Raw genomic sequence first — 18,600 nt, 5'->3', positions numbered from 1 at the left:
CTGCCGCCAGCAAGAGAGATGATTATGACTCAACACGATCAATTACATCGTTATCTGTTTGAAAACTATGCCGTGCGCGGTGAACTGGTCACCGTATCGGACACGTTGGAACAGATCCTGGCCAACCATAGCTACCCGCAGCCGGTGAAAACCGTGCTGTCGGAGCTGCTGGTCGCCACCAGCCTGCTGACCGCCACGCTGAAGTTCGCCGGCGATATTACCGTTCAGCTGCAGGGCGACGGCCCGCTCTCGCTGGCGGTGATCAACGGCAATAACCAGCAGCAGCTACGCGGCGTCGCTCGGGTTCAGGGTGAAATCCCGGAAGGCGCGGACCTGAAAACGCTGGTCGGCAACGGCTATCTGGTCATTACCATCTCTCCACAGGAAGGCGAGCGCTATCAGGGCGTTGTTGGCCTGGAAGGCGATACCCTGGCGGCATGCCTGGAAGATTACTTCCAGCGTTCCGAACAGCTGCCGACCCGTCTGTTTATTCGTACCGGCGAGCACGACGGTAAAGCGGTGGCCGGCGGCATGCTGCTGCAGGTGATGCCGGCTCAGGACGCGCAGCTTAACGACTTCGAGCATCTGGCGACCCTGACCGAGACCATCAAGGCGGAAGAGCTGTTCACCCTGCCGGCGACCGATGTATTATGGCGCCTGTACCATGAGGAAGAGGTGACGGTATACGACCCGCAAGACGTCGAGTTCAAATGTACCTGTTCTCGCCAGCGCTGCGCCGATGCGCTGAAGACGCTGCCGGATGAAGAAGTCGACAGCATCCTCGCCGACGAAGGCGAAATTGATATGCATTGCGACTACTGCGGTAATCATTACCTGTTCAACGCGATGGATATCGCCGAGATCCGTAATAACGCCTCGCCGGCGGATCCGCAGGTACACTAATCGCCCCTCTCGCCGGGCGTTGCCGGGTTTTTCTAACCCGCCGCGCCTGGCGTCAACTATTTCGACCGCGTGTTGAATCGATTTTCACTGAAAGAGTTACGTAACTTTCTTTCAAGAAAGCGATTACATTCACATTTCAGCAGTTTTTTTAATTACTTTTTAACCATTCGGAAACATCTATCGCCACCTGCGGCCGTTTTCCTGAGATAATCACGCGCACTTCGTGACAGGAGTCACTGTGTTTTTCGTAAGAAAGGCGTTTGTCGAGATACGTAAATCTATGAGCCTGGTCGCGGTCTATTCCCTGAAAGAAACCCTACAATTTAAAGCAGTACATATTGGCTAAGGAGCAGTGACATGCGCGTTAATAGTTTAACCCCGCAGGATCTCAAGGCTTACGGTATCAATGACGTCCAGGAAATTGTCCACAACCCGAGCTTCGATACGCTGTATCAGGAAGAGCTCGACCCGAAACTGGAAGGTTATGAGCGTGGCGTATTAACCAATCTTGGCGCCATCGCCGTCGATACCGGCATTTTCACCGGCCGTTCGCCGAAAGATAAATATATCGTCCGTGACGATACCACTCGCGATACCGTGTGGTGGTCTGATAAAGGCAATGGCAAGAACGACAACAAGCCGCTCTCCCAGGAAACCTGGCAGCACCTGAAAGGCCTGGTGACTCACCAGCTGTCGGGCAAACGCCTGTTTATCGTCGACGCCTTCTGCGGCGCCAACGCCGACACCCGCCTCAGCGTGCGCTTTATTACTGAAGTCGCCTGGCAGGCACACTTTGTTAAGAACATGTTCATTCGCCCGAGCGAAGAAGAGCTGGCAGCCTTCGAGCCGGACTTTATCGTCATGAACGGCGCGAAGTGCACCAACCCGCAGTGGAAAGAGCAGGGTCTGAACTCCGAAAACTTCGTGGCTTTCAACCTGACCGAGCGCATCCAGCTTATCGGCGGCACCTGGTACGGCGGCGAAATGAAGAAAGGGATGTTCTCGATCATGAACTACCTGCTGCCGCTGCAGGGCATCGCTTCGATGCACTGCTCCGCTAACGTCGGCGAAAAAGGCGATGTCGCCGTGTTCTTCGGCCTGTCCGGCACCGGTAAAACCACCCTCTCCACCGACCCGAAACGCCGCCTGATTGGCGATGACGAGCACGGTTGGGATGATGATGGCGTGTTTAACTTCGAAGGCGGCTGCTACGCGAAGACCATTAAGCTGTCGGAAGCCAACGAGCCGGATATCTATCACGCGATCCGCCGCGATGCGCTGCTGGAAAACGTCGTGGTACTGGCTGACGGCACCATCGATTTTGATGACGGTTCGAAGACCGAGAACACCCGCGTCTCCTACCCGATCGACCATATCGAAAATATCGTTAAGCCGGTTTCGAAAGCCGGTCACGCTACCAAGGTCATCTTCCTGACCGCCGACGCCTTTGGCGTATTGCCGCCGGTTTCACGTCTGACCGCTGACCAGACTCAGTACCACTTCCTGTCTGGCTTTACCGCCAAGCTGGCCGGTACCGAGCGCGGCGTCACCGAGCCAACCCCAACCTTCTCCGCCTGCTTCGGCGCCGCGTTCCTGTCGCTGCACCCGACGCAGTACGCTGAAGTGCTGGTAAAACGCATGCAGGCTTCCGGCGCCCAGGCCTACCTGGTCAACACCGGCTGGAACGGTACCGGCAAACGTATCTCAATTAAAGATACCCGCGCGATTATCGACGCCATCCTCGACGGTTCGCTGGATAACGCCGAAACCTTCACTCTACCGATGTTCAACCTGCAGATCCCAACCGAGCTGCCGGGCGTCGATACCCATATCCTCGACCCGCGTAATACCTACGGTTCTCCGGAGCAGTGGCAGGAGAAAGCCGATCAGCTGGCGAAACTGTTTATTGAGAACTTCGAGAAGTATACCGATACCCCGGCCGGCGCTGCGCTGGTTGCGGCCGGTCCGAAGCGTTAATCAGATCGCAGAAACAACAAAGCCGGGCGATGCCCGGCTTGAGATTGATGACAAACCTCATGCAACCATTGGACTTACAGATTGCAAGAGACAAATAACAAGGAAAATCAATTTATTGATTTTCGGCTGATAACCACAAAGAAGGAAAAACCACGCTTTTTCCTTCTTTGTCAGCAGTCTGAAGCCGGGCGATGCCCGGCTTTTTTATATTTATACGCTAATCAACTCTCTTTCGCGGGCTTCGCCGGCGACAACGCGCGATGCACCGGAATCGGTAGCCAGGCGCGGATCAGCAGGCCGCCGCGTTCGCTGGTGCCAATCTCCAGTCGGCCGTTATGATTGTCGATAATACGCTGCACTATCGCCAGCCCCAGCCCGGTGCCGCTGGTGCTACGGGCGCTATCGCCGCGCACAAACGGCTGGAACAGATGTTCGCGCTGTTCCGGTTTAATCCCCGGGCCGTCATCTTCCACCTGGAACCAGGCGCGGCTGGCTTCGCTGCCGCTGCTGACTTTAATCCAGCCCTTACCGTAACGAGCGGCGTTCACCACCATATTGGCTAACGCGCGTTTGATCGACAGCGGATGCAGGCGCAGCGGAATTTCTCCGGCCTGCAGATCGGTGGCGATTTCCCGCTCGTAGCCGCTTTCGGCGGCGATCACTTCGCCTAACACGGCGTTGAGATCCGCAAGCTCCATCGGCATCTCCTGGCCGGTGCGCAGGTAATCAATAAACTGCTCGATGATGGCGTTGCACTCTTCGATATCTTTATTGATCGACTCGGCGAGATAGCCGTCCTGCTCGCCCATCATCTCCGTCGCCAGCCGGATCCGCGTCAGCGGCGTGCGCAAATCGTGGCTGACCCCGGCCATCAGCAGCGTACGGTCGTCCGCCAGCTGTTTGACCCCGGCGGCCATATGGTTGAAGGCGCGGGTCACCGAACGCACTTCTGACGCGCCGTATTCGCGCAGCGGCGGCGGAATAATCCCGCGCCCGACCTGCAGCGCGGCATGTTCAAGGTCGACAAGCGGCCGGTTCTGAATGCGGATAAATAGCCACGCGCCGCCAATGGCCAGCAGCATTATCGCCAGCGTATAGCGGAATAGCGGCGAGAAATCGCCCTGATGGATTTCAGTCAGCGGTACCCGCACCCAGATATTCGGCGACAGCCAGGTCTTCAGCCACACCACCGGCGAGCTTTTGTTGACCTCAACCCGCACTTCGGTCGGCCCGCCAAGCTGGTGCGCCATCTGCTGGCTTAAGAATTCATAATGCTGCGCCCAGCGCAGGCCTGCGTCTTCCGCCGCCTCATTGGAATAGAGCGAAATCCCCAGCTCGCGGTAAATTTCGCGGCGAAACGCCGGCGGTACCACCAGTTGAGTGCCGTCTTCCAGCTGCAGTTTATCGGTCATCAGCATACGGACTTCGTATGCCAACACCTTGTTAAACTGCTGCAGGCTGGGCAGGATCGCGAAATTCAGCACCACCAGATAGGTCGTCACCAGGCTGACGAACAGCAGGGTGACGATCAGTAACAGGGTGCGGGCAAATGAGCTTCGCGGCGAAAAACGCACGCGCTTCATGCCTTAGAACCGTCCGGTACGAAGACGTAGCCCAGTCCCCAAACGGTCTGGATGTAGCGCGGGTGCGCCGGATCTTCTTCCACCATGCGGCGCAGGCGGGAGATTTGTACGTCGATGGAGCGCTCCATCGCCGAGTATTCGCGGCCGCGGGCAAGGTTCATCAGCTTATCGCGGGACAGCGGCTCGCGCGGATGGCTAACCAGCGCTTTTAATACCGCGAACTCACCGCTGGTGAGCGGCATCGGCTCATCTTCACGGAACATCTCGCGGGTGCCGAGGTTCAGTTTGAACTTGCCAAAAGCAATCACCGCTTCTTCTTGCGATGGCGCGCCCGGCAGCTCGTTCGCCTGGCGGCGCAGCACGGCGCGGATACGGGCCAGCAGTTCGCGCGGGTTAAACGGTTTAGGAATGTAATCATCGGCGCCGATTTCCAGGCCCACGATACGGTCCACTTCTTCCCCTTTCGCCGTCACCATAATGATCGGCATCGGGTTGCTCTGGCTACGCAGACGGCGGCAGATAGATAAACCATCTTCGCCCGGCAGCATCAGATCCAGCACCATCAGGTGGAAGGATTCACGGGTCAGCAGGCGATCCATCTGTTCGGCGTTCGCCACGCTACGAACCTGGAAGCCCTGCTCGGTCAGATAACGTTCCAGCAGCGCGCGCAGGCGCATGTCGTCATCCACAACCAGAATCTTATAATTCTCTTGCATTGTTTGTACTCCCAAAGGTTCACTGCAATCGTTAGTGCGTATTCTTAAAAACCCACGCTAATACGACCAGCCAAATCTGGTATATATTCTAGTCGAAATTGTTACAAAGCATATTAAACAGCAGTTTATACCCGTCATTCTTCAAGTTGCACGTGCGTTGGCTGCGTGCGCTCACCCCAGTCACATAGTTATCTATGCTCCTGGGGATTCACACACTTGCCGCCTTCCTGCAACTCGAATTATTTAGGGTAAACCCGTCATTCTGAGCAAAATTTACCACCGGCGCGACAAAAAAGGAAAAGGCGGAGGGTCTCCTCCGCCTTTTTAGCTAATTTTGCCGCTTACGCGCGTCGTTGGCTCATGCCGTACCACAGCACCACCAGGAAGCATAGCAGCGGCAACCCATAGGCCAACGCGGTACTGTAGCGGTCGGCCAGCGCCCCCATGAAGTAAGGCATAATCGCCCCACCGACGATGGCCATAATCATAAACGAGCTGGCGCGTTTGGTATGGCTGCCCATATTTTTAACGCCCAGCGCGAAAATGGTCGGGAACATAATCGACATAAAAAAGAAGACCGCAATCAGCGCCACCACCGACACGCCATCAATGCTCATCATCACCAGACCGCAGAGCACGATATTGACCAGCGAGTAAACCATCAGCAGGGTCGCCGCCTGCACCCGCCCCATCAGCCAGGTACTGAAGAAACGACCGACCATAAAGCTAATCATCGCAATCGACAGCAGATAGGAAGCGTGCTGGTTTGTTACGCCATGCCAGTGCTCGGTCGCATAGTTGATAAAGAACGCCCCCACACCGACCTGCGCGGCAACGTAAAAGAACTGGGCGATGACCCCGCCGGTAAAGTGGCGATGCTGCCACAGCCCTTGTGCCGCTTCTTGCTGACTGCCCTCATCCTCGCGAATATCCGGCATCGGCGTGCGGCGGAACAGCAGCGCGATGGCCAGCACCAGCACGGCGATAGCGACATAGGTGATTTTTACCGAGCTCTGATCGCCGGTATCGCTCTGAGTGGCTGAAAAGAACAGTGTGCCGCCGATCAGCGGGCCAATAAACTGCCCCAGTCCGTTAAACGACTGCGCCAGATTCAACCGCCGCTCGGCGCCTTTACTATTGCCAAGTACCGTCGCATAAGGGTTCGCCGCGGTCTCAAGGCAGCCTAATCCACAGGCAATCACAAACAGCGCGAAGAGGAATAGCGCAAAGCTATTCACGCTCGCCGCCGGCACAAACAGCAGCGCGCCAAGCGCATACAGGCACAAACCGACCAGGATCCCCGCTTTATAACCGCGTTTATCCATAAAATAGCCGGCGGGCAGCGCCACCAGGAAGTAGGCGCCAAAATAGGCCGCCTGCAGTAAACCGGACTGCGCTTTGGTGACGTGCAGGGTCTCCTGAAAGTGTTTATTGAGAACATCGAGCAGGCCGTAAGAGAGCCCCCACATAAAGAACAGGCTGGTGACCAGCATAAATGCCCAGCGCAGATTAGGGGTCGCCCCGGCGCGGGCCGCCAGCGGCTCCGCCGTTTTATTCACTAGCATGGTGAGATCCTCAGTAGAGTACAGAGTTGTTTTATTGATCCTGCAAAGAGAATATGCGCTCCATCGACACCCATTTTTCGCCTGCCGGCGTCCAGGGGGTGGGAACCTGGTATTGCCACATCAGCGCTTCCCAGCGCTGAATGACCGGGTGGTTCAGGCTGTGCTGAGCAAAGCGTTCGCCATCGAAATCCCCGGCGACCTCCATCACCATAAACAGCCGCGTGCCAAGCCGGTAAATCTCCATATCCAGCACGCCATGGGCGCGCAGGTGCCCGGCGACTTCCGGCCAGATACGTTCATGCAGACGCTGGTATTCGGCGATTTTCTCCGCCGAATCGACTAAATCCAGCGCCTGACACAGCCGCCGCCGCGCGGCGGTAACGCTCATGACAGCGCCCTGTCGAGATGCAAATATCCGCCGTCCACCGATAGCCACTGCCCGGTAGTGTGCGACGCGCGCGAGGAGATAAGAAACACCACGGTGTTGGCGATCTCTTCCGGCGTGGTCATGCGTTTGCCCAGCGGAATGCGTTGGTTAATCGCCGCCATCTGCCGCTGCGGATCGGGGAAGGTATTTATCCAGCGCTGGTACTGCGGCGTCAGCACTTCCGCCGGAACCACCGCGTTGACGCGCACGCCGCTCTCGCGCAGCGATACCGCCCATTCACGGGTTAATGCCAGCACCGCCCCTTTCGCCGCGGTATAGCCGCTGGTGCCGCCCTGGCCGCTGAGCGCGGTTTTCGAGGCGATATTGACGATAGCGCCCCGCGCCACCTCTAACGCTTCGCGGCACAGGTGGGCCATCTGATAGTAGTGGATCAGGTTTTTCTCAAGCGATCCGAGAAACGCCTCACGCCCGGCCTCGAGCCCTACGCCATCGTTCACTCCGGCGTTATTCACCAGCGCATCAATGCGGCCAAATCGCGCCAGCACCTGACCTACCGCCCCGGCGCATTCAGCCTCCTGGCACAGGTCGGCGATAATGAGCTCACTTTGCGGCGCGATTTGCTTCAACCTATCCATAAACCCCTGCTCTGGCAGGGCGTTAGTGACGATGACCGGCACCGCCCCCTCTTCCGCCAGCAGTTGCGTCACGGCCGCGCCGATCCCCGAGCCGCCGCCGGTGACGATAACCACTTTGTCTTTAAGAAATAGATCCACGCTTCGCCTCCGTTAAACCATAAACCCGACAGGCAGTGCCGCCCCAAATAGCTGACCGCTGCGTTTCCGTCAGCGGAGCCAGCGCCGTTTCGCACAGCTGGTAAACCTGGCGGTACTCCGCCGCCAGCAGGCATACCGGCCAGTCGGAACCAAACATTAGCCGCTGCGGGCCAAACAGCTCCAGCGCGGCGTCGAAGAAAGGCAGCAGCTGTTCCTCAGTCCAGCATCCGCGCCCGGCTTCGGTCACCAGGCCGGAAAGTTTGCCCACCACATGCGGTAATGCGGCCAGCGGCCGCGCCTGTTCGGCCCAGTGGGCCGCGCCGCGCGCGATATCCGGCTTGCCGAAATGATCGAGCACCAGCCAGTGGTCATCGTGGCGGGCGGCAAAGCGCGCCGCCGCCGCGAGATGACGATGGGTAACCAACAGATCCCAGCTATAGCCCTGGCGCTGCAACTGCTGCATTCCTCGCGAGACCGCCTCGCGCTCAAGCCACGCTGCCGGGTCGGCTTCATCCTGCACCTGATGGCGCAACCCGCACAGCTGGCCGCGCCACTGCGTCAGCTTGTCTTCGAGATCCGCGGCGGTAATATCCAGCCAGCCCACCACGCCGCATACGCCTGCTGCTTGAGAAACCTGCGCCACCAGCCAGGCGGTTTCGTTTTCATCATGACGCGCCTGCACTACCACCGCGCCATCGAGCCGGTGCTGCGCCAGCAGCGGCTGGAGCTGCGGGGGGTAAAAATCCCGGCGCAGTTGCGGCATGTCGTCATCAATCCACGGGTAATCCTGTGGCTGATAGCGCCAGTAGTGGTGGTGGGCGTCAATGCGCAACATGCGCTTCTCCACGGTAGCGGTACTGCTCGATAGAAGCCTGATGCATTTCAATCGAGTAGCCCGGCGCCTGCGGCGGCATATAAGCTGCGCCGCGGATTTCGCAAGGGTGCAGGAAGTGCTCGTGCAGATGGTCGACAAACTCAATCACCCGCCCTTCATGGGTACCGGCGATGCACAGGTAGTCAATCATCGACAGGTGCTGGACGTATTCGCACAGTCCGACGCCGCCGGCGTGCGGGCAAACCGGCAGGTTGTACTTCGCCGCCATCAGCATCACCGCCAGCACTTCGTTGACGCCGCCTAACCGGCAGGCATCGATCTGCACCACGTCAATCGCGCCGCGCATAATGAACTGTTTGAACATAATCCGGTTCTGGCACATCTCGCCGGTGGCGACCTTCACCGCGCCGATGTTCTCGCGGATCTTGCGGTGACCTTCGATATCATCCGGGCTGGTCGGCTCTTCGATAAACCACGGGTTGGCGAAGGCCAGCGCTTTGACCCACGGAATCGCGGCATCCACTTCCCATACCTGGTTGGCGTCAATCATCAGTTTCCGCTCGGGGCCAATCACTTCCCGGGCAATGCGCACGCGGCGGATATCGTCTTCAATGTCGCGCCCGACCTTCAGCTTGATATGCGAGAAACCGGCGTCCACCGCCTGCTGACAAAGACGACGCAGTTTGTCATCACCGTAACCCAACCAGCCCGCTGAGGTGGTGTAACACGGATAACCATGCGTCTGCAGTTGTTCAAGCCGCTGGGCTTTGCCCTCTTCACGGCTTTCCAGCAGGCGCAACGCCTCCTCCGGGGTAATGCAGTCGGTGATGTAGCGAAAATCGATGCAGCGCACCAGCTCGGCCGGGCTCATATCGGCGACCAGTCGCCAGACCGGTTTGCCTTCGGCCTTCGCCCACAGATCCCACACCGCATTGACCACCGCGCCGGTCGCCAGGTGAATCGCGCCTTTGTCCGGGCCAATCCAGCGCAGCTGGCTATCGCTGGTAAAGCGCCGCCAGAAGGCGCCCATATCGGCGGCGATCGCCTCGAGTTGCTCGCCGACGATTAAATGCTCCAGCGCCTGAATCGCCGCGCAGCAAATTTCGTTGCCGCGGCCAATGGTGAAGGTCAGCCCGTGACCGGTGAGCTTAGGATTGTCGGTTTCGAGGATCACGTAGGCGGCGGAGTAATCCGGATCGGGATTCATCGCGTCGGAGCCGTCCAACTGCTGCGAAGTGGGGAAGCGAATATCCTCTACCCGCAGGGCGGTAATTTGCGTCATTGTTTGTCCTCCACGGTCAGCTGCTGCTGTTCGCCCAACCCTTCAATGCCCAAACGAATAGTCTGGCCGGCGCGTAAATAAACCGGCTGCGGTTTCTGGCCCATACCCACCCCTGGCGGCGTGCCGGTGGAGATGACATCGCCCGGCTGCAGGCTCATAAAGCGGCTCAGGTAGCTGATGATATAGGGCACTTTGAAAATCATGGTGCGGGTGTTGCCGTCCTGATAGCGTTTGCCGTCGACCTCCTGCCACAGGTTGAGGGCGTTGGGGTCGGGGATTTCATCGGCGGTCACCAGCCAGGGGCCCGTCGGCCCGAACGTGTCGCAGCCTTTGCCCTTATCCCAGGTGCCGCCGCGCTCAATTTGATACTCGCGCTCGGAGACGTCATTAATCACGCAGTAGCCAGCAACGTGCTGCATGGCGTCGCGCTCGTCGATATAGCGCCCGCCTTTGCCAATCACTACCCCTAATTCGACTTCCCAGTCGGTCTTTTGCGAACCGCGCGGGATAATCACGTTGTCGTTAGGCCCGACCACCGCGCTGGTCCACTTGCTGAATACCACGGGTTCCTGCGGAATGTCGGCGCCGGTCTCTGCGGCGTGATCGGCATAGTTCAGGCCAATGCAGATAAACTTACCGATACCGCCGACGCAGGCGCCAATACGCGGATTGCCTTCAACCAGCGGCAGGCTGTAGAGATCCAGCTGGCGCAGACGCGCCAGACTCTCCGGCAGCAGCGCGTCGCCGCGCAGATCGTTAATATATTGCGACAGGTCGCGCAGGCGGCCGTCGTTATCGAGTACGCCCGGACGCTCGCTGCCGGGATTGCCAAAACGAAGTAATTTCATGCGTTTTCCTGATAGTGAAATAAAGCGCCGTACGGTTAGTTGCTCCAGCCGCCGTCAATAATCTGTACCGTACCGGTGGTGTAGGCGCTGGCGTCGGAAGCCAGATACAGCGCCAGCTGGGCGATCTCTTCCGGCTTGCCGATGCGGCCAATAGGCTGGCGGGCGACAAACGCCTCATAAACCGCCTCTTCGCTCAACCCTTGTTCACGCGCCTGCTCGGCAATACGTCCGCGCAGAGAAGGTGAATCGACGGTGCCCGGACAAATCGCATTACAACGAATGCCCTGGGTGACGAAATCCGCCGCCACCGAGCGGGTCAGGCCAATGACCGCCGCTTTACTGGCGCTGTAGGCGAAGCGGTTTGGTACCCCTTTCACGCTGGAAGCCACCGATGACATGTTGATAATCGAGCCGCCGCCGCGGGCGATCATCGCCGGCAAAAAGGCGCGAATCGTGTGGAACATGGCGGTGACATTCAGATCGAGAGCGAACTGCCACTCCCGCTCGCTACATTCAAGAATGCTGCCGCTATGCACCACCCCGGCGCAGTTGAACAAGACATCCAGCGGGCCCAGCGTTTCCGCGGCGGCGGCAATAGCGTCGGCGCGGGTGACATCCAGCTGCAGCGGCTGCACGCCGGGGATATCGCTCAATCCGGCAATGTTGATATCGCTGGCAATTACTTCCGCGCCAGCGGCGGCAAATAGCCGCGCGCAGCTATTGCCAATCCCCTGCCCTGCGGCGGTAATCAGAACGCGTTTTCCGGTTAGTTCCATTTCTCTCCCCTGGTCTAAAGGACTAATGGTCAGGCCATTGGTGGTAGTCAAAGGCCTGACCTTTCGCATGACAAGTCAGGCATAACCCGCTATCGTGAAGCTTAGATGTTGCAAAAACGGCCACAAACGGCACATTGGTTAACCAATTAATTACACTCGACTAACAAACACTCAAGTGTGCTGGCCAATATTTGTGCGCTTTATCACTGTCTATCGCATGAGCAAAGGTGAAACATGCCGATTACCAGACTGGAAAACCCAAGGATTTACAGACAGATAGCAGACCAACTCAAGCGATTAATTGAGAACAACGAATTTCCACCCGGCAGTCGTCTCCCGTCTGAGCGAGATTTAGCCCAGCAGTTGAACGTCAGCCGCGCATCGGTACGCGAAGCGCTGATTGCGCTGGAGGTGATTGGCCTGGTGGACGTGCGCGTCGGCAACGGGGTAATCGTCAAATCGCAGACGCCGCTCGCCGCCACCAAAGAACCGGTGATGGCGCAGGCCGGTCGCGACCAGTGGACGGAGATCGACGACGAACTCAACATAGACCTCGATTTTAACGCCGAACTTCCGCCCTTTTCCCTGCTGCAGGCGCGCCTGTTAATCGAACCGGAAACCGCCGCGCTGGCGGCGCGCCATGCCAGCCCCGAGGAGCTGGTCGCTATCCGCGAGGCCTTTGAACAGAACTGTCGCGATAACCGTGCCGGTTCAACCACCCATCCCGGCGACCGCCTGTTCCATATCCGTATCGCTCAGGCCAGCGGCAACCCGGCGTACGCGTTTATCATCGGCCACCTGCTCGGCCACCGCTACGGCAGTATGTTCCGCATGCTGCAGCGCCATTACACCCCGGACGATATGCCACATCGCTCGGAACAGGAGCATCGCGCGATCCTTGAAGCCATTGAGGCCCACGACGTACGTGCGGCAAAAAAAGCAATGAAAAATCATATTGATCAGGTGATTACCATTTTTACCCGCCGCCAGTAGCCGCGATTTCTGCGCCTGGCGCTTTACCTTGCCGAAACGGCTGGTTAAGGTACGGCGGGACGAGATTATTTTGGATGAACCACAGATGAAAACGCCGCTGATCACCCGTGAAGGGTATGAAAAACTGAAGCAAGAGATGGATTACTTGTGGCGTACAGAGCGCCCGGAAGTCACCAAGAAAGTGACCTGGGCGGCGAGTCTTGGCGACCGCAGCGAAAACGCCGATTATCAGTACAATAAAAAGCGCCTGCGCGAAATCGACCGCCGGGTGCGTTATCTCACCAAGTGTCTGGAAAATCTAAAAATCGTCGATTATTCCCCGCAGCAGGAAGGCAAAGTGTTCTTCGGCGCGTGGGTGGAAATCGAGAACGACGATGGTGATACCAAGCGCTTTCGCATTGTCGGCTACGATGAAATCTTCGGCCGCAAAGACTATATCTCTATCGATTCGCCAATGGCGCGCGCTTTACTGAAGAAAGAGGTGGGCGACCTGGCTATCGTTAACACCCCGGCGGGCGAAGCCAGCTGGTACGTCAATGAAATTGAATACGTGAAATAGCGCCGGAACATTCCGAGAGAACCCGGTCGCGGCTGGCATTTTAGCCTGGCAGCCCGTATAACTATCCCCTGATTTTTGACCCTAATGATGAATAAAACCGATGATGAATGATTCGCTCTGCCGCATTATTGCGGGTGAACTTCAGGCCAGAGCCGAACAGGTAGAAGCTGCCGTTCGCCTGCTTGATGAAGGGAACACCGTGCCGTTTATTGCACGTTATCGTAAGGAAGTCACCGGCGGTCTGGATGACACGCAGCTGCGTAATCTGGAAACTCGCCTCGGGTATCTGCGCGAACTGGAAGACCGCCGCCAGGCGATCCTCAAATCGATCGGCGAACAGGGCAAGCTCAGCGAAGCGCTGGAAAAAGCCATCAACGCCACCCTCAGCAAAACCGAGCTCGAAGATCTCTACCTGCCGTACAAACCCAAACGCCGCACCCGCGGGCAAATCGCCATTGAAGCCGGTCTCGAACCGCTGGCCGATCTGCTGTGGAATGAGCCCTCCCACGATCCGGAAACCGAAGCGGCAAACTATATCGATGCCGATAAAGGCGTGGCGGATAGCAAAGCCGCTCTCGACGGCGCGCGCTATATTCTGATGGAACGCTTCGCGGAAGACGCCGCCCTGCTGGCGAAAGTACGTGATTATCTGTGGAAAAACGCCCATCTGGTGGCCAGCGTCGTCAGCGGCAAGGAAGAAGAAGGCGCTAAATTCCGCGATTACTTCGACCACCATGAACCGATCGCTTCCGTGCCGTCACACCGCGCGCTGGCGATGTTCCGCGGGCGCAATGAGGGCGTGCTGCAGCTGTCGCTCAACGCCGACCCGCAGTTTGACGAGCCGCCGAAAGAGAGCCACTGCGAGCAGATCATTATCGATCATCTCGGCCTGCGCCTGAACAACGCCCCGGCGGACAGCTGGCGCAAAGGCGTCGTCAGCTGGACCTGGCGCATCAAGGTGCTGATGCACCTCGAAACCGAATTAATGGGCACCGTGCGCGAACGCGCGGAAGACGAAGCGATTAACGTATTCGCCCGTAACCTCCATGACCTGCTGATGGCCGCGCCTGCCGGCCTGCGCGCCACCATGGGCCTCGATCCGGGCCTGCGTACCGGCGTCAAAGTGGCGGTAGTCGACGGCACCGGCAAACTGGTGGCCACCGATACCATCTACCCGCATACCGGCCAGGCGGCTAAAGCCGCCGTCGTGGTGGCGGCGCTGTGCGAGAAACATAACGTTGAGCTGGTGGCTATCGGCAACGGTACCGCTTCCCGCGAGACCGAGCGTTTCTTCCTCGACGTGCAAAAACAGTTCCCGAAAGTGACCGCCCAGAAGGTAATCGTCAGCGAAGCCGGCGCGTCGGTCTACTCGGCTTCCGAACTGGCGGCGCAGGAGTTCCCGGACCTCGATGTTTCCCTACGCGGCGCGGTCTCTATCGCCCGCCGTCTGCAGGATCCGCTGGCCGAGCTGGTGAAAATCGATCCGAAATCAATCGGCGTCGGTCAGTATCAGCATGACGTTAGCCAGACGCAGCTGGCGCGTAAGCTGGATGCGGTGGTGGAAGACTGCGTTAACGCCGTCGGCGTTGACCTTAACACCGCCTCGGTGGCGCTGTTGACACGCGTCGCCGGCCTGACCCGCATGATGGCGCAGAATATCGTCGCCTGGCGCGACGAGAACGGCCAGTTCCTCAACCGCCAGCAGTTGCTGAAGGTTAGCCGTCTGGGGCCAAAAGCCTTTGAACAGTGTGCCGGCTTCCTGCGCATTAACCACGGCGACAACCCGCTGGACGCCTCAACCGTTCACCCGGAAGCCTACCCGGTGGTCGAGCGTATTCTGGCCGCTACCCAGCAGGCGCTGAAAGATCTAATGGGCAACAGCAGCGAGCTGCGCAACCTGAAAGCCTCTGATTTTACCGATGATAAGTTCGGCGTGCCGACGGTATCCGATATCATCAAAGAGCTGGAAAAACCGGGCCGCGATCCGCGCCCTGAGTTTAAAACCGCCCAGTTCGCCGACGGCGTTGAGACAATGAACGACCTGCTGCCGGGGATGATTCTGGAAGGCGCGGTCACCAACGTCACCAACTTTGGCGCCTTCGTCGATATCGGCGTGCACCAGGATGGCCTGGTCCATATCTCTTCGCTGTCGAATAAGTTCGTTGAAGACCCGCATACCGTGGTCAAAGCGGGCGATATCGTCAAAGTGAAGGTGATGGAAGTCGACCTGCCGCGTAAACGCATCGCGTTAACGATGCGACTCGATGAACAGCCGGGCGACAGCAACGCGCGCCGCGGCGGCGGCAACGATCGCCCGCAGGGTAACCGCCCGGCGGCAAAAGCGGCGAAGCCGCGCGGTCGCGATGCTCAGCCAGCCGGCAACAGCGCGATGATGGATGCGCTGGCCGCCGCGATGGGCAAAAAACGCTAATCTTTCCCTGCCCCTCAATACGAGGGGCAATTTTCCGCTTTTTAATGCCTGAACCTCGATTAATATATTCCAGTAACCTTTCAATAAGTTCGAACTTTATAAAGTTTCATTCTGTTAACCAATGAAACCTTTATTAAACATTAAGTGAATAAATTAATTTTTCCCTTATTTTTAGCTACAGCAACGTTCTTGCGTCATATCAAAAAATAAGCAAATTCCCCGGAAAACCGCATTTATTATCCATGTCATGTATTGATGATACAAACCATTCTCATTATCATCGTTATCAGTTAAGTTTTATTCTTCTTCGTTGGCTATAGTCCCCAGCGCCGCTTTTATAGCCGCGCCTGGAAATTCTCTTTTCGGTTAGCGATAACAAGTAGGCCCTATGCAATTCACTCCTGATAGTGCGTGGAAAATCACCGGTTTTTCCCGCGATATTAGCCCGGCTTATCGGCAGAAACTGCTCTCCCTGGGAATGTTGCCCGGCTCTTCGTTTCATGTCGTGCGCGTGGCGCCGTTGGGCGATCCTATTCATATTGAGACCCGGCGGGTGAGCCTGGTATTACGTAAAAAAGACCTCGCGTTAATTGAACTGGAAGCGGTTGCGCAATAACACCTGACCCGGCACTAAGAGTCTGAAAAATGAAAAAATTAACCGTTGGTTTAATTGGTAATCCTAATTCCGGCAAAACAACGTTATTCAATCAGCTAACCGGCGCGCGCCAGCGGGTGGGGAACTGGGCGGGGGTCACCGTTGAGCGCAAAGAAGGCGCCTTCGCCACTACCGACCACCAGGTCACCCTGGTCGACCTACCGGGCACCTATTCGCTGACCACCATCTCCTCGCAAACGTCGCTCGATGAACAGATTGCCTGTCACTATATTCTTAGCGGCGATGCCGATCTGCTGATTAACGTCATCGACGCCTCGAACCTGGAACGTAACCTCTATCTGACCCTGCAGCTGCTGGAGCTGGGTATTCCCTGCGTCGTCGCGTTAAACATGCTCGATATTGCCGAAAAACAGCAAATCCGCATCGACGTCGACGCGCTGGCGGCCCGTCTCGGCTGCCCGGTTATCCCGCTGGTCTCCACCCGCGGCCGCGGCATCGAAGCGCTGAAAATGGCGCTTGACCGCCATGAACACAATCAGCCGCTGGAACTGGTGCACTATCCGCAATCCCTGCAGCGCGAAGCCGATATGCTGGCGCAGGCGATGCCTGATGATATGCCGCTGCGTCAACGCCGCTGGCTGGGGCTGCAGATGCTGGAAGGCGATATTTATAGCCGCGCCTTCGCCGGCAACGCCGCCGACAAACTCGATCTGGCGCTGGCCAACCTGAGCGGCGAGATGGACGATCCGGCGCTGTATATCGCCGATGCCCGCTATCAAAGCATTGCCGCGGTATGCGATGCCGTCAGTAACACCCTGACCGCCGAGCCGAGCCGCTTCACCACGGCGATGGATAAAATTATCCTTAACCGCTTCCTCGGCTTACCGATCTTCCTGTTCGTGATGTACCTGATGTTCCTGCTGGCTATCAACATCGGCGGCGCCCTGCAGCCGATTTTCGACGCCGGTTCGGTGGCTATCTTCATTCACGGCATCCAGTGGCTGGGCTACACCCTGCACTTCCCGGACTGGCTGACCGTGTTCCTCGCGCAAGGGCTGGGCGGCGGTATCAATACCGTGCTGCCGCTGGTGCCGCAAATCGGCATGATGTACCTGTTCCTCTCCTTCCTTGAGGACTCCGGGTATATGGCGCGCGCGGCCTTCGTGATGGACCGCCTGATGCAGGCGTTAGGTTTGCCGGGGAAATCCTTCGTGCCGCTGATCGTTGGTTTCGGCTGTAACGTGCCTTCCGTTATGGGCGCCCGTACGCTGGATGCGCCGCGTGAACGGCTGATGACCATCATGATGGCGCCGTTTATGTCCTGCGGCGCCCGACTGGCGATTTTTGCGGTCTTCGCCGCCGCCTTCTTCGGGCAGAACGGCGCGCTGGCGGTCTTCTCACTGTACGTACTGGGCATCGTGATGGCGATTCTTACCGGCCTGATGCTCAAATACACCATTATGCGCGGCGAAGCCTCGCCGTTCGTGATGGAGCTGCCGGTGTATCACGTACCGCACATCAAGAGCCTGGTTATCCAGACCTGGCAGCGCCTGAAAGGCTTCGTCCTGCGCGCCGGTAAGGTCATTGTGATCGTCAGTATTTTCCTCAGCGCACTGAACAGCTTCTCGCTTAGCGGCAAAGTGGTCGATAACATCAACGACTCGGCGCTGGCTTCGGTCAGCCGGGTGATTACCCCAGTGTTTAAGCCGATTGGCGTGCACGAAGATAACTGGCAGGCAACCGTCGGCCTGTTTACCGGCGCGATGGCGAAAGAAGTGGTGGTCGGTACGTTGAATACCCTCTACACCGCGGAAGATATCCAGAATGAAGAGTTTAACCCACAGGAGTTTAGCCTTGGCGACGAGCTGTTGGCCGCCGTCGATGAAACCTGGCAGGGGCTGAAAGACACCTTTAGCCTGAGCGTGCTGGCGAACCCGATTGAAGCAAGCAAAGGCGATGGCGAAATGGAAACCGGCGCCATGGGCGTGATGGGCAGCAAATTCGGCAGCGCCGCCGCCGCGTACAGCTACCTGATTTTCGTCCTGCTCTATATTCCATGCATTTCCGTGATGGGGGCGATTGCCCGTGAATCCAGCCGCGGTTGGATGATGTTCTCGGTGCTGTGGGGGCTTAATATCGCCTACTCGCTATCGACGCTTTACTACCAGACCGTGAGCTTTAGCCAGCACCCGCGCTACAGCCTGGTGTGTATTCTGGCGGTGATTCTGTTTAACGTCGTGGTCTTTGGCCTGCTGCGTCGGGCGCGGAGCCGGGTGGATGTTTCCCTGCTGGCGACGCGTAAAACCCCGACGTCCTGCTGCCAGAGTCCGGCCGGCGACTGCCATTAAGGAGCAA

16 protein-coding genes are annotated in these 18,600 nt (G+C 58.0%); 7 read left to right on the top strand and 9 right to left on the bottom strand.

All coding sequences use genetic code 11. The features are described from left to right. Nucleotides 1-24: 24 nt before the first annotated feature. Nucleotides 25-903 (top strand): Hsp33 family molecular chaperone HslO, encoded by an 879-nt coding sequence (gene hslO, locus KGA69_RS08110; protein WP_015703666.1) that lies wholly within the window; start codon nt 25-27, stop codon nt 901-903. A 357-nt stretch (nt 904-1,260) separates the two neighbouring features. Continuing rightward, entirely contained in the window at nt 1,261-2,880 is a 1,620-nt protein-coding gene (gene pckA, locus KGA69_RS08105; RefSeq protein WP_045375850.1) for a phosphoenolpyruvate carboxykinase (ATP), read from the top strand. Between the two features lie 221 nt (nt 2,881-3,101). Here the strand turns inward: pckA and envZ are convergent, their stop codons facing one another. The 9 genes from envZ to KGA69_RS08060 form a co-directional block, all read right to left on the bottom strand. Next, nucleotides 3,102-4,463 (bottom strand): two-component system sensor histidine kinase EnvZ, encoded by a 1,362-nt coding sequence (gene envZ / locus KGA69_RS08100; protein WP_015369373.1) that lies wholly within the window; start codon nt 4,461-4,463, stop codon nt 3,102-3,104. Next, nucleotides 4,460-5,179, bottom strand: coding sequence for an osmolarity response regulator transcription factor OmpR (gene ompR / locus KGA69_RS08095; protein ID WP_001157751.1), 720 nt, complete (start codon nt 5,177-5,179; stop codon nt 4,460-4,462). Before ompR ends, envZ begins: the two co-directional genes overlap by 4 nt. Before the next feature lie 341 nt (nt 5,180-5,520). After that, complete coding sequence (locus KGA69_RS08090) at nt 5,521-6,744, bottom strand: sugar MFS transporter (protein ID WP_213292987.1); 1,224 nt, start codon at nt 6,742-6,744, stop codon at nt 5,521-5,523. A gap of 31 nt (nt 6,745-6,775) precedes the next feature. After that, nucleotides 6,776-7,132 carry an L-rhamnose mutarotase gene (locus KGA69_RS08085; RefSeq protein ID WP_015369371.1) on the bottom strand — a complete coding sequence of 119 codons (357 nt, stop codon included), beginning with the start codon at nt 7,130-7,132 and terminating at the stop codon, nt 6,776-6,778. Continuing rightward, the gene (locus tag KGA69_RS08080; RefSeq protein ID WP_045394844.1) at nt 7,129-7,905 is read right to left on the bottom strand and encodes an L-fucose dehydrogenase; all 777 of its coding nucleotides are present in this window, start codon (nt 7,903-7,905) and stop codon (nt 7,129-7,131) included. Before KGA69_RS08080 ends, KGA69_RS08085 begins: the two co-directional genes overlap by 4 nt. Next, nucleotides 7,889-8,740, bottom strand: a complete 852-nt coding sequence (locus tag KGA69_RS08075; protein WP_045394843.1) for an amidohydrolase family protein — start codon at nt 8,738-8,740, stop codon at nt 7,889-7,891. Before KGA69_RS08075 ends, KGA69_RS08080 begins: the two co-directional genes overlap by 17 nt. Continuing rightward, nucleotides 8,727-10,022 carry an L-fuconate dehydratase gene (locus KGA69_RS08070; protein WP_049060788.1) on the bottom strand — a complete coding sequence of 432 codons (1,296 nt, stop codon included), beginning with the start codon at nt 10,020-10,022 and terminating at the stop codon, nt 8,727-8,729. The genes KGA69_RS08075 and KGA69_RS08070 overlap by 14 nt, the downstream gene beginning before the upstream one ends. Continuing rightward, a complete protein-coding gene (locus KGA69_RS08065) occupies nt 10,019-10,870 on the bottom strand; it encodes a fumarylacetoacetate hydrolase family protein (RefSeq protein ID WP_213292985.1) in 852 nt (283 codons plus the stop codon). Before KGA69_RS08065 ends, KGA69_RS08070 begins: the two co-directional genes overlap by 4 nt. A gap of 35 nt (nt 10,871-10,905) precedes the next feature. After that, complete coding sequence (locus tag KGA69_RS08060; protein WP_015703673.1) at nt 10,906-11,646, bottom strand: SDR family oxidoreductase; 741 nt, start codon at nt 11,644-11,646, stop codon at nt 10,906-10,908. 234 nt (nt 11,647-11,880) lie between these two features. Between KGA69_RS08060 and KGA69_RS08055 the strand changes: the two genes are divergently transcribed. The 5 genes from KGA69_RS08055 (at nt 11,881) to feoB (ending at nt 18,593) form a co-directional block, all read left to right on the top strand. Further along, nucleotides 11,881-12,639: a FadR/GntR family transcriptional regulator gene (locus tag KGA69_RS08055; protein WP_213292983.1), complete on the top strand. Its 759-nt coding sequence runs from the start codon at nt 11,881-11,883 to the stop codon at nt 12,637-12,639. A gap of 85 nt (nt 12,640-12,724) precedes the next feature. Beyond that, nucleotides 12,725-13,198, top strand: a complete 474-nt coding sequence (greB, locus tag KGA69_RS08050; protein WP_015703675.1) for a transcription elongation factor GreB — start codon at nt 12,725-12,727, stop codon at nt 13,196-13,198. Between the two features lie 100 nt (nt 13,199-13,298). Then, nucleotides 13,299-15,629, top strand: a complete 2,331-nt coding sequence (locus tag KGA69_RS08045) for a Tex family protein (RefSeq protein ID WP_047064507.1) — start codon at nt 13,299-13,301, stop codon at nt 15,627-15,629. A 388-nt stretch (nt 15,630-16,017) separates the two neighbouring features. Continuing rightward, nucleotides 16,018-16,245: a ferrous iron transporter A gene (gene feoA, locus KGA69_RS08040; RefSeq protein WP_015703677.1), complete on the top strand. Its 228-nt coding sequence runs from the start codon at nt 16,018-16,020 to the stop codon at nt 16,243-16,245. A 29-nt stretch (nt 16,246-16,274) separates the two neighbouring features. Then, a complete protein-coding gene (feoB, locus tag KGA69_RS08035) occupies nt 16,275-18,593 on the top strand; it encodes a Fe(2+) transporter permease subunit FeoB (protein ID WP_045394838.1) in 2,319 nt (772 codons plus the stop codon). Nucleotides 18,594-18,600: the final 7 nt, after the last annotated feature.

Source organism: Klebsiella sp. A52 (genome assembly GCF_018388785.1).
Lineage (GTDB): Bacteria > Pseudomonadota > Gammaproteobacteria > Enterobacterales > Enterobacteriaceae > Klebsiella > Klebsiella aerogenes.
The sequence above is the reverse complement of the archived record's forward strand: the minus strand, read 5'-3'. Positions and strand labels throughout refer to the sequence as shown.